This window comes from Bacillus sp. SD088, from assembly GCF_017355205.1.
Classification (GTDB): domain Bacteria; phylum Bacillota; class Bacilli; order Bacillales; family Bacillaceae_C; genus Lederbergia.
Map to the genome: position 1 here is coordinate 37,831 of NZ_JADIJK010000031.1, position 19,464 is coordinate 57,294.

Annotated in this window: 18 protein-coding genes, 1 tRNA gene, 1 other RNA gene and 1 other annotated feature; of the genes, 2 read left to right on the forward strand and 18 right to left on the reverse strand. The window is 39.9% G+C overall.

The window, feature by feature from the left end:
* Positions 1-242 precede the first annotated feature (242 nt).
* The 12 genes from IPU53_RS21200 to tadA form a co-directional block, all read right to left on the reverse strand.
* A complete protein-coding gene (locus tag IPU53_RS21200; RefSeq protein WP_057987735.1) occupies positions 243-572 on the reverse strand; it encodes a cyclic-di-AMP receptor in 330 nt (109 codons plus the stop codon).
* A 351-nt stretch (positions 573-923) separates the two neighbouring features.
* Positions 924-1,559 (reverse strand): dTMP kinase, encoded by a 636-nt coding sequence (gene tmk, locus IPU53_RS21205; RefSeq protein WP_207452999.1) that lies wholly within the window; start codon positions 1,557-1,559, stop codon positions 924-926.
* 96 nt (positions 1,560-1,655) lie between these two features.
* Entirely contained in the window at positions 1,656-3,074 is a 1,419-nt protein-coding gene (locus IPU53_RS21210) for an aminotransferase class I/II-fold pyridoxal phosphate-dependent enzyme (RefSeq protein WP_207453000.1), read from the reverse strand.
* Positions 3,075-3,152: 78 nt separating this feature from the next.
* The gene (locus IPU53_RS21215) at positions 3,153-3,326 is read right to left on the reverse strand and encodes a sigma factor G inhibitor Gin (RefSeq protein WP_158323735.1); all 174 of its coding nucleotides are present in this window, start codon (positions 3,324-3,326) and stop codon (positions 3,153-3,155) included.
* A 261-nt stretch (positions 3,327-3,587) separates the two neighbouring features.
* Positions 3,588-3,851 carry a pro-sigmaK processing inhibitor BofA family protein gene (locus IPU53_RS21220; RefSeq protein ID WP_207453001.1) on the reverse strand — a complete coding sequence of 88 codons (264 nt, stop codon included), beginning with the start codon at positions 3,849-3,851 and terminating at the stop codon, positions 3,588-3,590.
* 131 nt (positions 3,852-3,982) lie between these two features.
* A complete protein-coding gene (locus IPU53_RS21225) occupies positions 3,983-4,192 on the reverse strand; it encodes a YaaL family protein (RefSeq protein ID WP_207453002.1) in 210 nt (69 codons plus the stop codon).
* A 418-nt stretch (positions 4,193-4,610) separates the two neighbouring features.
* Positions 4,611-5,207, reverse strand: a complete 597-nt coding sequence (gene recR / locus IPU53_RS21230; protein ID WP_207453003.1) for a recombination mediator RecR — start codon at positions 5,205-5,207, stop codon at positions 4,611-4,613.
* 14 nt (positions 5,208-5,221) lie between these two features.
* Positions 5,222-5,539 (reverse strand): YbaB/EbfC family nucleoid-associated protein, encoded by a 318-nt coding sequence (locus tag IPU53_RS21235; protein WP_207453004.1) that lies wholly within the window; start codon positions 5,537-5,539, stop codon positions 5,222-5,224.
* Between the two features lie 20 nt (positions 5,540-5,559).
* Complete coding sequence (gene dnaX, locus IPU53_RS21240) at positions 5,560-7,242, reverse strand: DNA polymerase III subunit gamma/tau (RefSeq protein ID WP_207453005.1); 1,683 nt, start codon at positions 7,240-7,242, stop codon at positions 5,560-5,562.
* 280 nt (positions 7,243-7,522) lie between these two features.
* Complete coding sequence (locus IPU53_RS21245) at positions 7,523-9,205, reverse strand: DUF2207 domain-containing protein (protein ID WP_207453006.1); 1,683 nt, start codon at positions 9,203-9,205, stop codon at positions 7,523-7,525.
* A gap of 139 nt (positions 9,206-9,344) precedes the next feature.
* An RNA gene (gene ffs / locus IPU53_RS21250) (signal recognition particle sRNA large type) lies at positions 9,345-9,611 on the reverse strand.
* 75 nt (positions 9,612-9,686) lie between these two features.
* Positions 9,687-10,220 (reverse strand): tRNA adenosine(34) deaminase TadA, encoded by a 534-nt coding sequence (tadA, locus tag IPU53_RS21255; protein ID WP_207453007.1) that lies wholly within the window; start codon positions 10,218-10,220, stop codon positions 9,687-9,689.
* Between the two features lie 192 nt (positions 10,221-10,412).
* On the opposite strand from tadA, the gene IPU53_RS21260 reads away from it, so the two are divergent.
* Positions 10,413-11,696, forward strand: coding sequence for a glycoside hydrolase family 18 protein (locus IPU53_RS21260; protein ID WP_207453008.1), 1,284 nt, complete (start codon positions 10,413-10,415; stop codon positions 11,694-11,696).
* Between the two features lie 79 nt (positions 11,697-11,775).
* Here the strand turns inward: IPU53_RS21260 and IPU53_RS21265 are convergent.
* The 6 genes from IPU53_RS21265 to guaB all read right to left on the reverse strand — a co-directional run bounded on the left by IPU53_RS21265 (position 11,776) and on the right by guaB (position 18,343).
* A tRNA-Ser gene (locus IPU53_RS21265) sits at positions 11,776-11,868 on the reverse strand.
* Positions 11,869-12,009: 141 nt separating this feature from the next.
* On the reverse strand, positions 12,010-13,284 hold the full coding sequence (gene serS / locus IPU53_RS21270; RefSeq protein ID WP_207453009.1) for a serine--tRNA ligase: 1,275 nt from the start codon (positions 13,282-13,284) through the stop codon (positions 12,010-12,012).
* A gap of 44 nt (positions 13,285-13,328) precedes the next feature.
* Positions 13,329-13,544 (reverse strand) — a binding site (T-box leader).
* A 36-nt stretch (positions 13,545-13,580) separates the two neighbouring features.
* Positions 13,581-14,183, reverse strand: a complete 603-nt coding sequence (pdxT, locus tag IPU53_RS21275) for a pyridoxal 5'-phosphate synthase glutaminase subunit PdxT (protein WP_207453010.1) — start codon at positions 14,181-14,183, stop codon at positions 13,581-13,583.
* Between the two features lies 1 nt (position 14,184).
* On the reverse strand, positions 14,185-15,066 hold the full coding sequence (gene pdxS / locus IPU53_RS21280) for a pyridoxal 5'-phosphate synthase lyase subunit PdxS (RefSeq protein WP_207453011.1): 882 nt from the start codon (positions 15,064-15,066) through the stop codon (positions 14,185-14,187).
* A 110-nt stretch (positions 15,067-15,176) separates the two neighbouring features.
* Entirely contained in the window at positions 15,177-16,466 is a 1,290-nt protein-coding gene (locus IPU53_RS21285; protein WP_242698483.1) for a serine hydrolase, read from the reverse strand.
* Between the two features lie 410 nt (positions 16,467-16,876).
* Positions 16,877-18,343, reverse strand: coding sequence for an IMP dehydrogenase (gene guaB, locus IPU53_RS21290; RefSeq protein ID WP_207453013.1), 1,467 nt, complete (start codon positions 18,341-18,343; stop codon positions 16,877-16,879).
* 110 nt (positions 18,344-18,453) lie between these two features.
* Between guaB and IPU53_RS21295 the strand changes: the two genes are divergently transcribed.
* The gene (locus tag IPU53_RS21295) at positions 18,454-19,419 is read left to right on the forward strand and encodes a YaaC family protein (RefSeq protein ID WP_207453014.1); all 966 of its coding nucleotides are present in this window, start codon (positions 18,454-18,456) and stop codon (positions 19,417-19,419) included.
* Positions 19,420-19,464: the final 45 nt, after the last annotated feature.

Below are 19,464 nucleotides of genomic sequence, written 5' to 3' on the forward strand. Positions count from 1 at the left end.
GGTCAGAACGACGTTGCGCCAGGACGGCGCGATTTTAGTCGTTCATCCTTATTATAAAAGTTTGTACGTCGCTAAACGGGTGCTTCCGCTTTTCTTTGTCTAGCTCCGGCTCCTAGCTGCTAGCAAACTTTCGGTGCCCTCCTACGATAAGTCAACATCGGCTCATTCTTCGCCGTGTTTCCTTTATCTCGTCAGGCCCCTAAAAAGTTTGTACGCAGCTAAACAGTCGCCTTCGCTTTTCTTTAGAACTGATGGAATTGGTCGATTGGTAGGACGAATACGGTCGCTCCGCCTACAGAGACTTCTACTGGGTAAGGGATATAGGAATCTGCATTTCCTCCCATTGGGGAGATCGGGGCCATTAATTGATCCCGAGATTTACAGTTATCCCGAATAATTTGTAAACATTTATTAACTCTTACATCTTCTACACCAATCATGAATGTAGTGTTCCCCGATTTTAAAAAGCCGCCTGTTGTTGCCAATTTTGTGGATCTAAAATTATTATCTACTAAAGCACTCATTAATCGATTGCTATCCTGGTCTTGTACAACAGCCATAATTAATTTCATCGGCATGCACCCCTTCATTCATTATTATAGAGGATGTTCAAAAAGTCCGGTAAAAATGACACTTCGAGATAAAGGAACTTCGACTAGTTACCGACACGTCCTGTGTCGAACGTCGAAGTCACCACATCCTGTGGAAGCTCGTTGGCTTGCTTCTCCGCTGCTCGAAGACTGCGCCGCCTCGAACTTTCGACGTACAGGATGTACTAGCGTCGGTGTTGCTGACAGGACGTCAGCGCCTTTAGCCGACTTGGTCCTTTTTATCCTCCTTTTTGAACACGCATTAATACTATCTCTAGTATATCACGATCCTCTTAGCTTATAAAAACATTTTAAAGAATAATTTGAAAACAACTAGCCATTCGCTTTAATGAGCTTCTCCACCAATTCCATAGTTTGAAGAAATACCTGTTCTTTCGATTGAGAAGCGTCTATTTCCTTGATTCTTTCGGGGAATCGCTGTAATAGTTGTTTATAGCCTTGCCTCACCATTCGATGAAAATCTAATTTTTCTAGATCAAGCCGATTTATTTCTCGTCCCTTGTTGGTTTCAATCCTTTTTAAACCAATCTCAGGCTCTATATCAAAATAAATGGTTTGATCTGGCATCAGCTCTTGAATGGCAAACTGATTAATCGATAAAATTTCGTCCATTCCTATCCCTCTTGCATATCCCTGATAAGCAAGTGAACTGTCTATAAAGCGATCACACAGCACTATTGCCCCACTTTGAAGAGCTGGTATTACTTTTTCTACTAAATGCTGTCTTCTTGCTGCAGCATACAATAAGGCTTCTGTTCTAGGATCCATTGTAAGATTCTCTGGATCCAATATAATCTCGCGAATTCGCTCTGCTATGGGAATTCCTCCGGGCTCCCTTGTTAAAATAACATCCAATCCTCTTGCTTCTAATTCCTGGGCTATCTTTTGGATGATAGTTGTTTTTCCTGCCCCTTCTGGACCCTCAGTTGTAATAAATGTCCCGTGCATAATGACCTCCAAAAGCTTTCTCTTCTACTATTATAGCATTGTCAGCAACCGTTTTAAAATCAATGTCTCTAGACTCCTCTGATACTGATACCCCAATTAATGAAAAACAGCTAACTTCCCATTCCGCAGAGCATCCATCTCTCCTTGAAATCTTGCTCCAAATTTCATCAGCTTCTTTAGTTGCTTAACATGAGTCTGCGTTATTTTTTCTCCTAACATAATAAGGGGGATTCCCGGAGGGTAAGGCGTAATCATCTGTGATGCCACTCTCCCAACAGACACATCTATTTCTACCCATTCTTCCTCCAAATTTTCCATTACTTCATAAGAAAGGGCTAACGTTGTGATCATTATGCTTTCTTGCCACAGTATATTTTGCTTGGGCTGGTTTTGTGCTTGTCCACTTGTCCAGGATAAGCTTTGTAATTGTTGTAGCGCTTGGTCGTAGGGATACACCGTCCCAGTTTTTAATAAAGGAAGAATAAGTAGAATCTGTTGTGGATCTGCTAGTTCAGGGTATACTCCGACTTGTTCAAATTTAGTTTGTAATTCATATCCAGAAAAAGCAGTGTGACGAACCATCACTTTGAGAGGATCATCGCTTTCGATTACTTGAATACCTGAAAGCTGCTTTAATTTTTTTATAAAATCTTGATTCTTTTGTTGGGTATAATATACATCTTCTTTTGAAAAATGGGATACATAATGACGAGCTAGATCTAAAGAGGCCATAACTAAATAGGACGGACTACTAGATTGAAGCATCTTTAAATATCTTTCTACCTTTTTGACCGGCACATGATCGCTATTAATATGTAAATATGAACCCATTGTAAAAGCCGGTAAGGTTTTATGGGCTGAATGAACAACAAGATCGGCCCCTAGTCGAAGGGATGATGAAGGAAAAGGTTCTTCTAAACAAAAATGAGCCCCATGAGCTTCATCGACTAAAACAAGCGCATTATTTTGATGAGCAATTTCGATCATTGCTTGAAGATTAAATGTCTGTCCATAATAATCGGGATAAGTAAAAATACAAGCCCGAATGGATGGATACTGTTGAAAGGCCCTTTGCACTGTGTCCACCATGAGCTGTATTTCTCCATCCTCCCTTACTTTTGAAGCAATAAAAATTGGATTGAGCTTAGCTAGTTGTAAACCATGTAAAATCGATTGATGACAATGACGCTGTACTAACACATAATCTCCCGCTTGGCAGCAAGCTAGAATCATAGCTAAGTTGCCAACTGTCGTCCCATTTACTAGAAAATAACTTTGGCAAGATTGATACAAATCTGTTAATAACCTTTGAGCCTTTGCAATCACTCCTTCAGGAGCATGCAAATCATCTAAATCTGTTAATTCAGTTGCATCTAGTTGGGCAATCTGGGCAAAGGCTGAATCGACCCCTTCATACAAAATACCATTTTTATGTCCTGGGACATGAAAGGAAATGGGCCTATTTTGTTTGTATTGTAGCAATCGTTCATACAGTGGCAGCTGATCTTGATTCACCGATTATACCTCACTTCTATTTTCCCTCATTATACTATGCATAAGCACACAAAAACCAGGCACTCCCCTGTCCCTGGTTTAAGAATAAATCTTATTTTCTTTAATCACTTTTAATTGTTTAATATAAAATTGATACGTTGGATCTTGGGTACTCGTTTGTACCATAGCTTTCTCGCAATCTGTACAAATAAACGATGTATATAAATGAATCCCATGCTTCTGAGGTTTTTCACAAACAATACACTTTTCCACTTCTCCACCTCCGTAGCATTTAGTTTTGCCACTTTTTCTTATTTGTATACACAATTTCTAACATTAATCCAATTACAATTATTAATATGCGGCAAAAACATTTCGTGTGTCTGTACATCCACAAATAAAATAGGAATATTCTGTACAGAAGCGGATAAGCATAGGGTTTGAGATAGGTTCCCAATCATAGGATAAGCAGTAGCAATCCTTTATTTTAACACTTTTTAACAACAAAAAGTCCGTTCCCCTTGAACGGACTTTTCAAAAAATCCATAGCTGAATAATGGCTAGGGCGGCAACTCCCGGCAAACCTAGAAAGCCGGATATAGCAGATGTAATGAAATTAATGGGGACTGCTAAACCAAATTGGTTGCCGATGGCGTTAAGAAAAAATAAAAATAACGCGCCGATCAGAAGTTTCATCAACGATAGGCCCATCCAGCGAAAGACCTTTGTTGGCAACCCCACTACTACAAGCAGAAGTATCACTCCAGCAACAATGGATATGACTATGATTGGACTCATCTTTTCCCCCCTGGAATCAATCCTTTCCATTATTATATGTAAGGTTTGTCCAAAAAGAACGATGAAAAGCTATTCAAAAAACTGTAAAATGAGCATCCCCTATAAACAAGTGTATCCCTATTGTAAAACCATTATCTTATGGAGATTTTTCTTATTTTAGCTTCTTGGAATAGAAAAAAATACTTTGATTTTGCGAGAAGAGCTAGCCGATGTAGTTCTTCATCATACCCATAGCTCATCTCTTCTAATTGAGAAAAGTACATCCAATCCTGCTTTGAGCTTTCCATTAGCTCAATCAGTTTTTGGTCATATTCCTTCCGAAGCTTTTCCTTTTGAAACATGTACGCCACCTCTAAAAATGAGTCCTTTAGAACAAAAGCGCAAGCGCCCGTTTAGCGACGTACAAACTTTTTAGGGTTCTGACGAGATAAAGGAAACACCATGAGCTTGGAAAGCGAATGGATGTTGACTTATCGTAGGAAGAAACCGAAAGTTTGCTAGTCGCTGAGCGCTGGAGCTGGATGTCAAACCGCAACGCAAACAGTTATCCACAAGCGACAATTTTATAATTTCCTTAACAGGAACAAAAGCGCAAGCGCCTTGGTCAGCCCCGACAAACAAATGTTCCTGAACCTAGAAAGGGTGCATTTTCCCTGTATAGGTTCAGGGTTATTAACCAGAACACCGGCTAAGTTCGTGATGTACTGTCGTTTTGTTTACACGAGCACTTCCTATCCTGCGAGCATCCGTAAAGAAAACTTACACTTCTCTACGTCCCTCCAATGCTTTGGATAACGTTACTTCATCTGCATATTCTAAATCGCCGCCAACTGGAAGTCCATGAGCAATTCGTGTGACTGTGATGCCCGAGGGCTTGAGTAAACGAGAAATATACATAGCCGTTGCCTCTCCCTCAATATTAGGATTCGTTGCTAAGATCACTTCTTGAACTGTTTCATCTTGAAGTCTTTTTAATAAATCAGGAATATTAATATCTTCAGGCCCAATTCCCTCCATTGGCGAGATGGAGCCATGAAGAACATGGTATAAACCATGATATTCCTTCATCTTTTCCATGGCAATCACATCTCTTGATTCCTGTACAACACAGATAACACTTCGTTCCCGCTTTGAATCTTGACAAATATAACAAGGATCCTGATCGGTAATATGCCCACAAACAGAACAGAAACCTAGATCTCGTTTTGCATTGACAAGTGCCTTGGCAAAGTCCAGGACCGTATCTTCCTTCATATCTAAAACGAAAAATGCCAGGCGGGCTGCTGTTTTGGGCCCAATTCCCGGCAGTTTCATAAAGCTGTCAATCAGCTTGGATATTGGTTCAGGATAATGCATAATCAGTTAACCTCCTAGAATCCAGGAAGGTTGATTCCTTTAGTAAATTGCCCCATCGTCTGATTTGTTAATTCATCCGCTTGTTTCATTGCCTCATTTACTGCAGCTAAAACAAGATCTTGAAGCATTTCTATATCCTCTGGATCAACGACTTCTTCCTTAATATTAACTTCCAGCACTTCTTTATGACCAGATACAACCACAGTGACCATTCCACCACCAGCTGTTCCTTCAATCTGTTCTTCACCTAGCTCCTCTTGAGCCTGAGCCATTTTCTTTTGCATCTTTTGCATTTGCTTCATCATACCTTGCATATTTCCCATTCCACGCATATGCTTCCATTCCCTTCAAATTAATTTTTAACCTCAATTAAGTCTTCTCCAACTAGCTTTACAGCTTCCTGAATAAGCGGATCTGGAGTCTCTTCTCCTTCTTCGTCTTGCTCATGACCCTGATGTTGTAGAAAATCCTCACGAATCTCTAGCCATTGTGGTTCAGGTACACCTACAAATTGGAGATTTTTTCCGATGACTTCTTCTATAAGACTTGCTGTCACTTCTAAAAACTTCGTGTTTTCCATGGCCATTTTGCAATGTATATCATATTTAAATTTTATAACAAAGGCAGTCGGTGAGGCTGCAGCAGGTTCTGCATCCATTAATAGAGCTGCCTGTGATCGCATTTGTCGATTATTAAGCTGCTCAAGGAGATTTCCCCATTGGCTCTTAATAGTATTCAAATCTTCCCGTGTCGCTTCACCCAATATTTCACGAATTTTCCTTGTATTTGCCTGAAAGCCTTTATTGGTGCGCATCGGCTTTTTTGCTGGTTGGGCTTGGGACTGCTCTTCCTGAGCTGGTCGATTTACTTTTAAATCCTCCACTTGCTTCTCAAGCTTATCAATTTTTGCAAGTAATTCCTGCACCCCATCTAGATGTTCAAGATTAGTTTGTGTCTTTGTTTGACACAATTTCACCATGCAAACCTCCAAATAGGTCTTAGCATGATCTGAAAACTTCATATCTTGTTGTGTCTTATTTAACACATCCATATATTCATAAATCTTGTCTGACTGTATAGTCTTGGCTAGCTCAATAAAGTCATCATCCAACGTAGCCCTTTCCAATGATTCCTCAAGAGTAGGGGCTGTCTGATATAGTAAAAGATCACGGAAATATAAAATTAAGTTTTCGATAAAGCGACTGGGATCCTTCCCTTCCAACACCAATTTCTCAAGGATCGTCAAGGATTCAGAAACGTCTTTTTCATGAATTGCCTGAACAAGCTTATTCAAATAATTTTGGGAAACAGATCCTGTAACCGTTAAGGCATCCTCCACTGTCACTCGATCGGTGCTAAAAGAAATAGCCTGATCCAGTAAGCTTAAGGCATCGCGCATCCCGCCGCTCGCGGCTTGAGCAATGACATGTAGTGCCTTTTCTTCAAACTGTAACCCTGATTCTGTAGCAATATGGATCATTCTCTGAACTATATCTTGCGCCGTTATTCGTTTAAAATCAAAACGCTGACAACGGGAAATAATGGTCAAAGGAATCCTATGGGGTTCAGTTGTCGCCAGAACAAAGATGACATGCTTTGGCGGCTCTTCTAAAGTCTTTAATAGGGCATTGAAAGCACCCATAGAAAGCATATGTACCTCATCAATGATATAGACTTTGTAGGATACAGATGTAGGTGCATATTTCACTTTATCTCGAATATCGCGAATCTCTTCCACACCATTATTCGAAGCAGCATCAATCTCGATCACATCTTGTATTGATCCATCGGCAATCCCTAAACAAGCGGGACATTCATTACAAGGTTCTGCAACCGGCATTTTTTGGCAATTGACGGCTTTAGCTAATATTTTTGCCGCACTTGTTTTCCCTGTTCCCCTTGGACCAGAAAATAAATATGCATGACTCGTTTTCTGTTGGAGTAGAGCGTTTTGTAAAGTTTTCGTCACATGTTCTTGCCCCACCACATCTTCAAACGTTTGTGGTCGCCAAACACGGTATAACGCTTGATACATTTATGCTCTCTCCTTCTTTCCCTGTTTTATTTCGACGGCTCATTCGTATATATAAAATAACCCTTATTCATCTTTCTATTATACCTTATTTTGGATAGGTTTGACAAAAAGAGAAGGGAAATGTTTTAAGTGAATGTCCAAAAAGGGCGATAAAAGGAACCGAGGAGTTCACAGTACCTTTTTCACCAGCCTTTTCGAACATAAACAGAGCAAGCAACGGCTAAGTTGTGGTGACCAACCTTATGGATGGGACCACTTCCTAATCGTTGCTCCACTTCTATTAAAAGGCGCCTGAACCACCGCCTCCGCCGCCAACACCACCGCCAGTTCCGCCACCGACAGAGCCTCCTGAAGAACTTTGGCTATAGTCGGTATACTTTTGATCAGCTTGGAAAAAGGCACCATATAGCATTGGGACAGTAAAGTAAGAATAACTCATGGAAGAGGAATCAACATTTTGTAATTCTTCTTGCCATTGTTGCATTTTTCCTGCCTTTGCATACTTTCCATTGGCTCCAAAAACCATCACCCTCATCCGATCATCATCTGACGTTTTTTGCCAATCAGCACTTTTTATTTTGTTTAGCCTATTTAACAATCGTGTCCATTCCTCTTTAATATAAAGTCCTTTGCTTGAAAGAGGGCGATAAAAAATCGCTGTAAAACCGGCAACCAAAAATAATATAAAGGCTGTTAGAAACATCGGGATCCCCTCATAGTAGACAGCTGCAATCCATACGCCTAATAACACGACAGAAAGGACTCCAAAGATTGACCGATAAATAGGTTTCTTTTCACGCACCCCTGCCTCTTTTACTTCTTTTTTTATGGCTGCTCTCCACTCCGTAAGACGTTTATGATAAGCTGGAAGATTTTTTTCTTCTTTAATGAAGTCTTCAAGATTTTCTATATTAAAATCATTATTTTCACCTAGTTCATCAAACAGCCATGTCAGTAAAATTCTTTCATGTTCATACTCAGCATCAGCATGAATTCTTCTAAATTCGCTCTCTGACCGCTGTTCGACAAACCCTTTTCGCACCAAATCAAGCAAGGCAGCTGGAACATGAACGGCTGCCATATCAAGTGTATAGTATATTGTGGCGGGCATACTCATCTTCTCATCAGGAATAATGGGTTGATTTCTTTTTAATGCTTCCCTAACTAAGCTGCTTTTCCTTTTCTTGCTAATATACTCCCATCCGAATAAAACAACAAATAAAAGAAGGAAAAACGGGAGCATTAATTTGGAAGCAGAGGCGAATCTTTCCTTATTCTCTGCAAATATCTCTGCTTTATGTTCTAAATTTTCCTTTTCCTGTATTAGAGATTCCTTCATTTCCTTTGATGAGGTCATCGCCATTTCTGCAAATAAATTGGATGAGTATGCGACTCTTATATCGCCATTTTCCCCTGATGGAACATCCCCCAAAGAATATTCGACAATTCCATTCGTTTGGATACTTTGTTTGTTAAAGGCCTGGTCATAACCAAAGGCAATAACATCCTCTGTCGCACTGGGTGGATGAATAGTGATTTGCATATTTCCATAATCTGTTTCATTTCGTTGGTCGAAAAATGGCCAATAAAATTCTGCTACATCTTCATATTTGTCTACACTATTGTTAATCACATAATCTAAGGTGATCTCAACTGATTCCTTATTACCCTTTCGATGAATCTTATATAACTCATGGTCTTTTTCCACTTTTAGCGTTTTTTCGTCTTCTTTCGCTATAAAATCCGTTATTTCCGCACCCTTTTTTGGATATATTTCCCGGGTAATGCCGTTAAATTTACCTTTAAATTGATAAGTATGTTTTTCTTGTACATGTACATCTCCATTTTTCTGTAAATGGGCATCAATCATGACATTGGGAACAGAGAAGTCGACGGCTCCCACTTTAATCGGAAATAACAAGATAAGAAAAACGATTAAACTGGAAAGGATTTTTCGATTCATATTATCATTCCTAACACGATTTTCTTCATAGTTCTCTTCTATTACATACGATTAAATCGAAGAATGGTTTCATGTTTTGAAAACAAAAAATCCACTCACTGTTAAAAAGTGAATGGATGTTGTTATGATCGAAATGAAGTCGTACACCTTCCTTCGACTGTGTACCATAGGCGTTACTCAAGCAGTTAGCTCGACCCAGGCAACCCCGCGGCACATGAGAGCTTCCACTTAATGCTGCTTCCTTCCGGACCTGACATGGTTCATGGATTCTCATTGCGCGGGACCCAAGTGTCCACACCACTTACTTAAGGCAGGCCCTACAGTACAAGCAGCCTCTAGAAGGAATTCAACCCCGCTGGAGCGGATTGCGGGTTACAAGGCTCCGCTACTTCCCCGTCTAGTACGATATGATTAAGTATACAATCTTTCAAAATAGAAATCAATGGCGAGGTTTTCCATTTCAATAATTTTATTTGTTTGTTTAATCAGTAGTCTCTATTTCCCGCGGCGTTTCAACGTTCTGCTTCTTTTCTATTCCACTCCGCTTTTCAATCTTTCTCCGCTCCCGAATCTCTCGAAAAAAATCTGTTAATAGTTGGCCACAAGGCTCTGCTAATACTCCTGAAACTACTTCACATTGGTGATTAAATCGTTCATCCTCAAGTAAATTCATAAGCGTTCCTGCACAGCCGGCCTTGGGATCAGGCGCACCGTAGATCACCTTCCTAATCCGAGACAATAAAATGGCACCGCTACACATAGGACAAGGCTCCAGTGTAACATATAGCTCCGCTTCTTCTAATCGCCATGTCCCTAATTTTTCACATGCCTTTTCAATGGCGAGTAGTTCTGCATGGGCGACAGCATTTTGCGATGACTCTCTTACATTATGTGCGGTTGCAATGACCTTTTGATCTAATACAATTACAGCTCCAATGGGGACTTCATTCATATCTCTAGCCTTTTTCGCCTCTTGGATTGCTTGCCACATATATGTTTCACTTTGCTTATCCATAAAATTACTCCTTCTTTTATGTCTATTAGCCAATATCGCCACATAGAATAGTACAACATTATGCCTGCAAAATGCAGGTCACAAAGGCATGCGACAAACAGGATATTTTCGTACAGGTGAGGTCTGTCCGACCTACCAAAGTGGCATGTTGCAGTCTAGCCTTTGATCCTTAATATAGTAGGAGGACATATCATGCAAATTCATGTTGTAGAGGCCAATCAAACGTTAAGCTTGATTGCTTCTCGCTATGATCTTAATCCGAATATCATTGCTGAAGCAAATGAACTGCCTAATCCAAATAATTTAGTCATCGGCCAAGCCTTGGTTATCCCAATTTACGGACAATTTTATTGGGTCCAGCAAGGAGACAGTCTTTATTCTATTAGCCAAAAATTTGGGCTTTCCTTTCAAGAGCTCGCAAGAATTAATGGAATTCCAGTTAACCAAGTACTACAAATTGGGATGCGCTTGTATATCCCACAAGGACCAAAAACAAATCGCGAATTCAATGCTTATGTAGAACCATCCGGCAACACAGTATCAGAAGCACTAGAAAATAGTGCACGACAAGCGGCCCCCTACCTAACCTATCTATCACCCTTTGCTTATTTAGCGAATGCAGATGGATCCTTAACTGCTCCACTGCTAAATCAATTTCCTGCGATCGCTGAGGCCAATCAAAACACGCTTGTCATGGTGATTGCGAATCAAGCAGAAGGACAATTTAGCTCAGAACTCGGTCACACCCTTTTAACGAATTCATCTGTCCGAGAAACCTTTCTGAATAATATTATCCAGGAAGCAAAGCGAATTGGCTTTGGTGATGTACATTTTGATTTAGAACGCCTTTATCCTCGAGATCGGGAAGCCTATAACGAATTTTTGAGGATCGCTAGAGATCGGCTCCATCAAGAAGGAATTATGATTTCTACAGCTCTTGCCCCGAAGACAAGTGCCACTCAACAAGGGGAATGGTATGAAGCTCATGATTATAAGGCCCATGGTGAAATTGTTGATTATGTTGTGATTATGACCTACGAATGGGGATATAGCGGTGGTCCAGCTATGGCCGTCTCCCCCATTAATTCTGTGCGCACTGTATTAAACTATGCGATATCGGAAATACCCGCTGAAAAAATATTCATGGGACAAAATCTATATGGGTACGATTGGACGCTTCCATTTGTTCAAGGGACCACAGCAAAGGCTATTAGCCCTCAGCAGGCTATTCAGATCGCAGCGGAACAGGGAGTGGCTATTCAATACAATGAAACAGCACAAGCACCCTTTTTTCATTATGTCGATCAAGAGGGAAAAAGACATGAAGTTTGGTTTGAAGATGCCCGCTCCATTCAAGCTAAATTTAACTTAGTAAAGGAATTAGGTCTAAGGGGAGTAAGCTATTGGAAACTTGGCCTTTCTTTCCCACAAAACTGGTTACTAATTACAGATAACTTCCATGTTGTGAAAAAATAGTGATGCAACTCAATTCTATGATAAAAAAAGAAACCTGCTCCAATAAGAATAGGCTTCTGATCTCCAATTTATGCATGTATGGCGGAGGAAGAGGGATTCGAACCCCCGCGCGGTTTAACCCGCCTGTCGGTTTTCAAGACCGATCCCTTCAGCCGGACTTGGGTATTCCTCCGTTACGACAAGAAATATTTTATCAAGTTCGCAAGTTAAAGTCAACCATTATATTTAGTACTGTAAAGTCATGAGAAGACATTCCTGCTAGATAGGCTTGTATCTACCTAGCGGGAATGTTTTATATACGACTGTTTAAATGTTATTTAATCACTTCTCTATTTCTCATATAAGGTCGTAATACTTCTGGAATAATAACAGTACCATCTTCCTGTTGATAATTCTCCAAAATAGCTGCAACAGTACGCCCAATCGCAAGTCCTGAACCATTTAGAGTATGCACGTGTTGCGGCTTCGCACCTGATTCCGGTCTAAAGCGGATATTTGCCCTTCTTGCTTGGAAGGCTTCAAAGTTAGAACAAGAAGAGATCTCTCGATATGTGTTATAGCTTGGTAACCAAACTTCTAAATCATATTTTTTCGCTGCTGTAAATCCTAAATCAGCCGTACACATGCTTAAGACACGATAAGGAAGTTTAAGCAACTGCAGTACCTTTTCTGCATGACCTGTGAGAATTTCTAATTCTTGATAAGAATCCTCAGGTTTCACAAATTTAACTAATTCCACTTTATTAAATTGATGTTGACGTATTAATCCCCTCGTATCCCGACCGGCAGATCCAGCTTCAGAGCGAAAACAAGCACTATAAGCCACATAATTTAAAGGGAGCTGACTTCCATCCAAAATTTCATCGCGATGATAGTTAGTTACAGGAACTTCGGCAGTCGGGATAAGGAAGTAATCTTCGCTTTCAATTAAAAAGGCATCCTCTTCAAACTTCGGTAATTGTCCTGTTCCTGTCATACTCGTACGATTCACCATATAAGGAGGTAGCATCTCTTCATAGCCATGCTCTTCCGAGTGTAGATCCATCATAAAGCTAATCAAGGCGCGTTCTAACTTTGCACCCATTCCTTTATAATAGACAAATCGGCTGCCCGTCACTTTAGCGGCTCTTTCAAAATCCAGAATACCAAGCTGATCGGCGATATCCCAATGGGGTTGTGGTTCAAAGTCGAAAGAACGGATATCTCCCCATTGGCGAATATCCACATTATCATCCTCTGTTTCTCCCACTGGTACACTTTCATGTGGAATGTTTGGAATAGATAACAGCAAATCCCCTAACTTTTCCTCTACTTCTCGTAAAGTCTGATCAAGCCCTTTGATTTCATCACCAACTTGACGCATTTCTAAAATAACCTCATCAGCATTCTGTTTTTCCCTTTTCATTTTTGCAATTTGCTGGGATACTTCATTTCGCTTACTTTTCAGCTGTTCTACTCGTATAATAGTCTCTCTTCTTTTTTGGTCCAGTGCCTCAAACTGATCTAAATCTGTTAAATCTTCTCCTCTGTGCTTCAATTTCGCTTTAATTTCAGGAAAATGCTCGCGTAAGTATTTCATATCTAACATTTCGTCATTCCTCCTTTTCAACATTAAAAAAACCCTCATCCCCTGAAAGGGACGAGAGTTACCCGCGTTGCCACCCAAATTGAAAGTATATATAACTTTCCACTTCATCGATAACGGTTCAAACCGAAAATGCCTACTCACTTCAATGTTCAGCATTTTGCTCAAGGATGGATTCATAAAGTCGTACCATCGATTCTCACCAACCATCGATTCTCTAAAGATACATAATCTTTACTACTATTTCCTTTCAACGCCATGACCATATAAATTTGCTCATACTATACTATAAGCAAGGATTAATTGCAAATTTTGCTTTCATTATTTTTATATTCTTCGACCATTTGCAAAAAATATGCGGTTAAGCGGTTGTCCTCTGTAAGTTCAGGATGAAAAGAGCAGCCTAGAAAAGGACCTTCCCTAACCGCTACAATTCTTTCCTCATATTTTGCCAAGACCTCTACATTTTCTCCAGCTTCTGTTATATGAGGAGCACGGATAAAAACAGCTGTCATTGTATTCTCCGCTACACCAGCAATTGCTATTTCCGCTTCAAAACTGTCCTTTTGCCGGCCAAAGGAATTTCTTTCGACCGTTATATCCATTAGTTGTAAATGAGCGTCTTCTTTATCAGAAAGACGTTTCGCTAATAAAATCAAACCGGCACATGTTCCAAAAATGGGCTTTCCTGCACGCGCAAATGCCCTTAATGGTTCCATAAATCCATACTTATCAAGCAGGCGACGCATCGTAGTACTTTCCCCCCCGGGAAGAATAAGACCATCCAGCTGTTCTAACTGCTCCGTTGATTTTACTTCAATTGCTTCTGCGCCACAGTTCTTTACAGCCTGAGCATGTTCGCGAACAGCTCCTTGTAATCCAAGGATTCCTACTTTTAACATTTTACCACCCGCGCTCTTGCATACGATTTTCAGGTGTTAAGGTTGAGATTTCAATCCCTTTCATCGCAATACCAAGATCTTTTGATAGTTCAGCAATTTTTCCATAATCTTTATAATGGGTTGTTGCTTCTACGATTGCACGGGCGAATTTAGCAGGATTTTCTGATTTAAAAATACCAGAGCCAACGAACACTCCATCCGCTCCAAGTTCCATCATTAATGCTGCATCAGCAGGTGTTGCAACACCGCCTGCTGCAAAGTTTACAACCGGAAGACGACCATTTTGCTTAATTTCCAATAAAAGCTCATATGGTGCACCTAGTAATTTTGCCTCTGTCATAAGTTCATCTTCATTCATTGCCACTACTCTACGTACTTGGGCGTTCACTTTACGAATATGACGAACCGCCTCGACAATATTCCCAGTTCCCGGCTCTCCTTTTGTACGAAGCATTGAAGCACCTTCCCCAATGCGTCTAGTTGCTTCACCTAGATCACGACAACCACATACAAAAGGAACAGTATATTCCTTCTTGTTTAAATGGAACTCTTCGTCAGCTGGCGTCAAAACTTCACTTTCATCTATATAATCAACACCCATCGCTTCCAATACTCTAGCCTCGACAATATGGCCAATTCTAGCCTTTGCCATCACTGGGATTGATACAGCGTTCATCACTTCTTCCACAATCGTTGGATCCGCCATCCGTGCAACACCGCCCGCTGCACGAATATCAGAAGGAACACGTTCAAGAGCCATAACTGCGACTGCTCCTGCCTCCTCAGCTAATTTTGCCTGTTCTGCGTTGACAACATCCATAATGACGCCGCCCTTTTGCATTTCTGCCATACCACGTTTTACTCGATCGGTTCCTGTTCTCATTTATATATCCCCTTCGCTTTTATCTGATCATATCTATCGGATTAATTCTACTATTTAGTTAACTATAAAGACACTTCCCTGTCAATACAGGGAAGCTATTTCTATACTTATTAAAACCATCCTTTAACCGTATCTGATACGCTTGTCCATAAGCCTGAGAAGAAAACACCTACACTACGCATCATTAGTACAAACCAATTAGCTTTCTCAACTTCGTTCGTGGTGATAACTTTTACAGTGGGTTCAAACCCTTTCGTCAAATATCCATAATCCGATTCACTTTTGGGTTCAGCTGCTAATGTACCAACTTGTTCATTTTTCTTAATAGGAGCCGTTAATTCCTCATCTTTATTTACCTTATCCTTATCTAGCTTAAAGACGGGATTATACGCATCTTCTTCTCCCTTTTTCACAACCGTACTCAATGGTTCTTCTGTTTGGATCTTTACACTCTTTTCCTTCCCTTTTTCAACCCCTAGAGATTTATGGCCTTTAATTTCATAGCCTTTCGGGAAAATCTCCTTCATAGAGAAATTAGCAAAAGCGTACTCCATCATTTTCTGTGTTTGTCCAAATCTACCATAGTCACTGCTTACTCCATTATCATCCTTTGCATTCATTACAACAGTAACAACGCGAAAATCCCCACGAGTAGCTGTACCAGTAAAACAGCGTCCAGCTAAATCTGTTGTCCCTGTTTTAAGTCCATCGACACCTTCATATTCAAATTCTAAACCTGGAAGCATTTTATTCCAGTTTTTCATTTCTCCGGGTAAATCTCTAAATTCCTTCTTTGCAACACTAGTTGTATCAAGTACTTCTGGAAAATCTTTCATTAACTTAGCAGCTAGTGCTGCTGTCGATCTTGCTGACATTAAATTTTCATCATCAGCTTCTCCCTGAGGATGTTTGCCTTTTAAATCTTTATTATTAAGACCTGTTGAATTTACAAAGTAATAATCTTCTAATCCTAATTCCTCTGCCTTTTCATTCATCATATCGACGAATTTTTCTTCCGAGCCAGCAATGGCTTCGGCAATCGCAATTGTTGCTCCATTTGCAGAGTAAATGGCCATAGCCTCATACAATTCTTGAATGGTGTATGGTTTTCCTTCGTTCAAGCCAACATTGGACAATTGAGCATCAATGGAGACTTCATGGGCATAAGCACTAATGATTTGTTCTTGATCCCAAGTAATCTTCTTCTCCTGAATAGCTTCAAACAAAAGGTATTCACTCATCATTTTTGTCATAGAGGCAATTCCTAGCGACTCATCTTCATTTTTTGCATATAGTATTTTTCCAGTGGTTGGTTCTATAATAATGGCCGCATCTGCATGGATATCTAATTCATCTTTTGCATATGCCTGACCTGGTAATTGTAATAAACTAAACATCATAGCAAGAATCAAAGAAAAAATAATCGTTCTTTTGGTCCGTTTTCTTTTCACATGTAAGCCCTCCAACCTTTTATGTACACCTTTGTCATTTTATCATATTTGAACATAATTTAGTAGGAAAATTATGACGCCTACAAAACTGTGATATTTTAGCAAAGAACAAAAGCGCAAGCGCCCGTTTAGCGACGTACAAACTTTTTAAGCTTCTGACGAGATAAAGGATACACGGCGAAGCATGAGCCGATGTTGACTTACGCAAACAGAAGCTGAAAGTTTGCTAGTCGCTGGGCGCTGGAGCTAGACACCAACTGCAAGATAAGCTAGTTATCCATATGCCAAGAATTTTATAGTTCCTTAATAATAAAAAAGACAGGACTCCTATAAAAATGGAATGTCCTGCCCTTTTATTATTAAGAAAGAGAATAATTAGATGACTCTTTCGTTATTTGAACATCATGTGGATGGCTTTCACGTAAACCAGCACCTGTCATTCGAATAAATTGAGCATTTTCCCTGAAATGTTGAAGGTCTGGTGCACCACAATATCCCATTCCAGAACGTAAACCACCTACTAGTTGATAAATTGTATCTGCAAGTGGTCCTTTATAAGGAACGCGGCCTTCAATTCCTTCAGGTACAAATTTCTTCGCATCTTCTTGGAAATAGCGATCACTTGATCCTTTTTCCATTGCTCCTTCAGATCCCATGCCACGATATACTTTAAAGCGACGCCCTTGGAAAATTTCAGTCTCTCCAGGGCTTTCAGAAGTTCCAGCCAGCATACTTCCTAACATAACTGCATGTCCTCCTGCAGCTAGAGCTTTTGCAATATCTCCTGAATATTTAATACCACCATCCGCGATAATGGCCTTTCCTCTTTTTCTTGCTTCTGTAGCACAATCATAAACAGCCGTAATTTGTGGAACTCCGACACCAGCAACAACTCTAGTTGTACAAATTGAACCTGGCCCAATTCCAACCTTGACGACATCTGCACCTGCATCAAATAAGGCCGCTGTGGCTTCAGCTGTGGCCACATTACCTGCGATGATGTTTAAGTCAGGGTATTCCTCTCTAATCTCTTTAATCGTTCTTAAAACACCCTCTGAATGACCATGTGCCGTATCAATAACAATTACATCGACTTGAGACTGGACAAGCATCTCAACTCGTTTTATTGTATCGGTCGTAACCCCAACGGCTGCACCAACTAATAAACGACCTTGACTATCTTTTGCTGAGTTAGGGAATTCAATGACTTTTTCGATATCTTTTATCGTAATTAGCCCTTGCAAAACACCTTTATCATCTACTAATGGTAATTTTTCAATTCGATGTTGCTGTAATATATTTTCTGCTTCTTCAAGTGATGTCCCAACTGGAGCAGTTACAAGGTTATCTTTCGTCATCACATCGATAATTGGAACAGAGAAGTCTTGAATAAAGCGCATATCACGATTGGTAATGATTCCTACCAACACTCTTTCCTTTTCGTCATTTACGATTGGAACACCTGAAATACGATATTTTGCCATTAAATGCTCAGCATCAAAGACTTGGTGATCCGGCGTTAAAAAAAAGGGATCTTTAATAACACCACTCTCAGAACGCTTTACCTTATCAACCCTCTCGGCTTGGGCCTCAATGCTCATATTTTTATGAATGATGCCTAATCCGCCTTGACGTGCCATTGAAATTGCCATTTTCGATTCAGTGACCGTATCCATTCCTGCACTAATTACAGGAATATTTAATTTTAAAGTACTCGTTAATTCAACCGATAAATTGACCTCTTTCGGTAAAACCTCAGATTTTGCTGGTACTAATAGGACATCATCAAAAGTTAAACCTTGTTTAGAAAATTTAGATTCCCACATATTTTCCTGCCTCCTGCCCCAAAATATTATTAGTAGGTTATCAATTGCTTATATGACTGTCAAGAAATACACCAGATGTTCCATTTTTCAAATTATTTGGAGATGATACTTTGAATAGCAAACAGTTAACATGGAAACGTATTCAACAATTTCATTCTGCTACTCAGGCAAGAAGTTATTTATCCGAACGATACAAAATGCTAAAGATAGAGGAAGCCTCCGCAAAAGCATATGATAATTGTTACTCGTTCATTTATTATCTTGAACAAGGGGAAGCCTTTTACGAGCAAGCATCAATAACAACATTATCAATCCGGCCGATTCTCCTTTATTATGGTCTTATCCATTTAATAAAAGCTTGTTTGTTGAGCATTGATCCTTATTATCCCCATACAACGGCAGTTCTTGCACATGGAGTTTCTACCAGAAAGAGGAAAAAGAAGGATTACAAGTTTTTTGATGATGAAGTGAAAGTTCAAAAAAATGGTTTATGCACCTATTTTTCAGAACGGATGTTTCACGTGAAACACCTTGAAGGGGATAAATTTAAAATGGGAGAGCTGCTAAAGCTTATAGTGGAATTGGAAGAGAGTTTTTCCTTCTTCAAAGGAGAGGCTAATATGTTTGAATTACCTAAAGAAAATAATCATTCCTATCTTTTACCAACCGAGTTATTGAACTCTTATCATATGGATGGACAGCGTATGAAGGAGTACTTAACTTATAAATGTAAGAAACATATACAGTGGGGAAATGATGCGGAAGGACATATGACATTTAATCAATGCATAGGTAATACCCCACCTTTCCGCTACCATATTGAGAAAGAATCACTTTGGTTGCCTAGCACGATTCATGAACTTACCTTTTTGCCTGATCTGCTTATTCACTACTTAATTTTATATAATTTAAGTATGATCTCTCGTTATGAAACAGAATGGTGGATGGAACTGATTAAGACGACTCCAAATGATGATTTCCCCTTTATTAGGGATTTCTTAGATATAACGGAAACAAAAGGACCTTTTCTGATTGAACGTTACCTTAGGGAAGGCAGCGATTCAATAATGGGTTAATGACTAAGCCTAAATCAAAAAAGACACCCTCTTCACGAGGGTGTC

What these genes read in the sequence shown, in the direction of transcription:
- IPU53_RS21225 (WP_207453002.1), bottom strand. Translation starts at nt 4,192, where the DNA reads ATGTTTCAAAAGGAAAAGCTTCGGAAGGAATATGACCAAAAACTGATT.
- guaB (WP_207453013.1), bottom strand. Translation starts at nt 18,343, where the DNA reads ATGTGGGAATCTAAATTTTCTAAACAAGGTTTAACTTTTGATGATGTC.
- dnaX (WP_207453005.1), bottom strand. Translation starts at nt 7,242, where the DNA reads ATGTATCAAGCGTTATACCGTGTTTGGCGACCACAAACGTTTGAAGAT.
- IPU53_RS21235 (WP_207453004.1), bottom strand. Translation starts at nt 5,539, where the DNA reads ATGCGTGGAATGGGAAATATGCAAGGTATGATGAAGCAAATGCAAAAG.
- recR (WP_207453003.1), bottom strand. Translation starts at nt 5,207, where the DNA reads ATGCATTATCCTGAACCAATATCCAAGCTGATTGACAGCTTTATGAAA.
- tmk (WP_207452999.1), bottom strand. Translation starts at nt 1,559, where the DNA reads ATGCACGGGACATTTATTACAACTGAGGGTCCAGAAGGGGCAGGAAAA.
- IPU53_RS21245 (WP_207453006.1), bottom strand. Translation starts at nt 9,205, where the DNA reads ATGAATCGAAAAATCCTTTCCAGTTTAATCGTTTTTCTTATCTTGTTA.
- IPU53_RS21285 (WP_242698483.1), bottom strand. Translation starts at nt 16,466, where the DNA reads ATGATGTTTAGTTTATTACAATTACCAGGTCAGGCATATGCAAAAGAT.
- IPU53_RS21220 (WP_207453001.1), bottom strand. Translation starts at nt 3,851, where the DNA reads ATGAGTCCAATCATAGTCATATCCATTGTTGCTGGAGTGATACTTCTG.
- tadA (WP_207453007.1), bottom strand. Translation starts at nt 10,220, where the DNA reads ATGGATAAGCAAAGTGAAACATATATGTGGCAAGCAATCCAAGAGGCG.
- pdxT (WP_207453010.1), bottom strand. Translation starts at nt 14,183, where the DNA reads ATGTTAAAAGTAGGAATCCTTGGATTACAAGGAGCTGTTCGCGAACAT.
- serS (WP_207453009.1), bottom strand. Translation starts at nt 13,284, where the DNA reads ATGTTAGATATGAAATACTTACGCGAGCATTTTCCTGAAATTAAAGCG.
- IPU53_RS21200 (WP_057987735.1), bottom strand. Translation starts at nt 572, where the DNA reads ATGAAATTAATTATGGCTGTTGTACAAGACCAGGATAGCAATCGATTA.
- IPU53_RS21260 (WP_207453008.1), top strand. Translation starts at nt 10,413, where the DNA reads ATGCAAATTCATGTTGTAGAGGCCAATCAAACGTTAAGCTTGATTGCT.
- pdxS (WP_207453011.1), bottom strand. Translation starts at nt 15,066, where the DNA reads ATGAGAACAGGAACCGATCGAGTAAAACGTGGTATGGCAGAAATGCAA.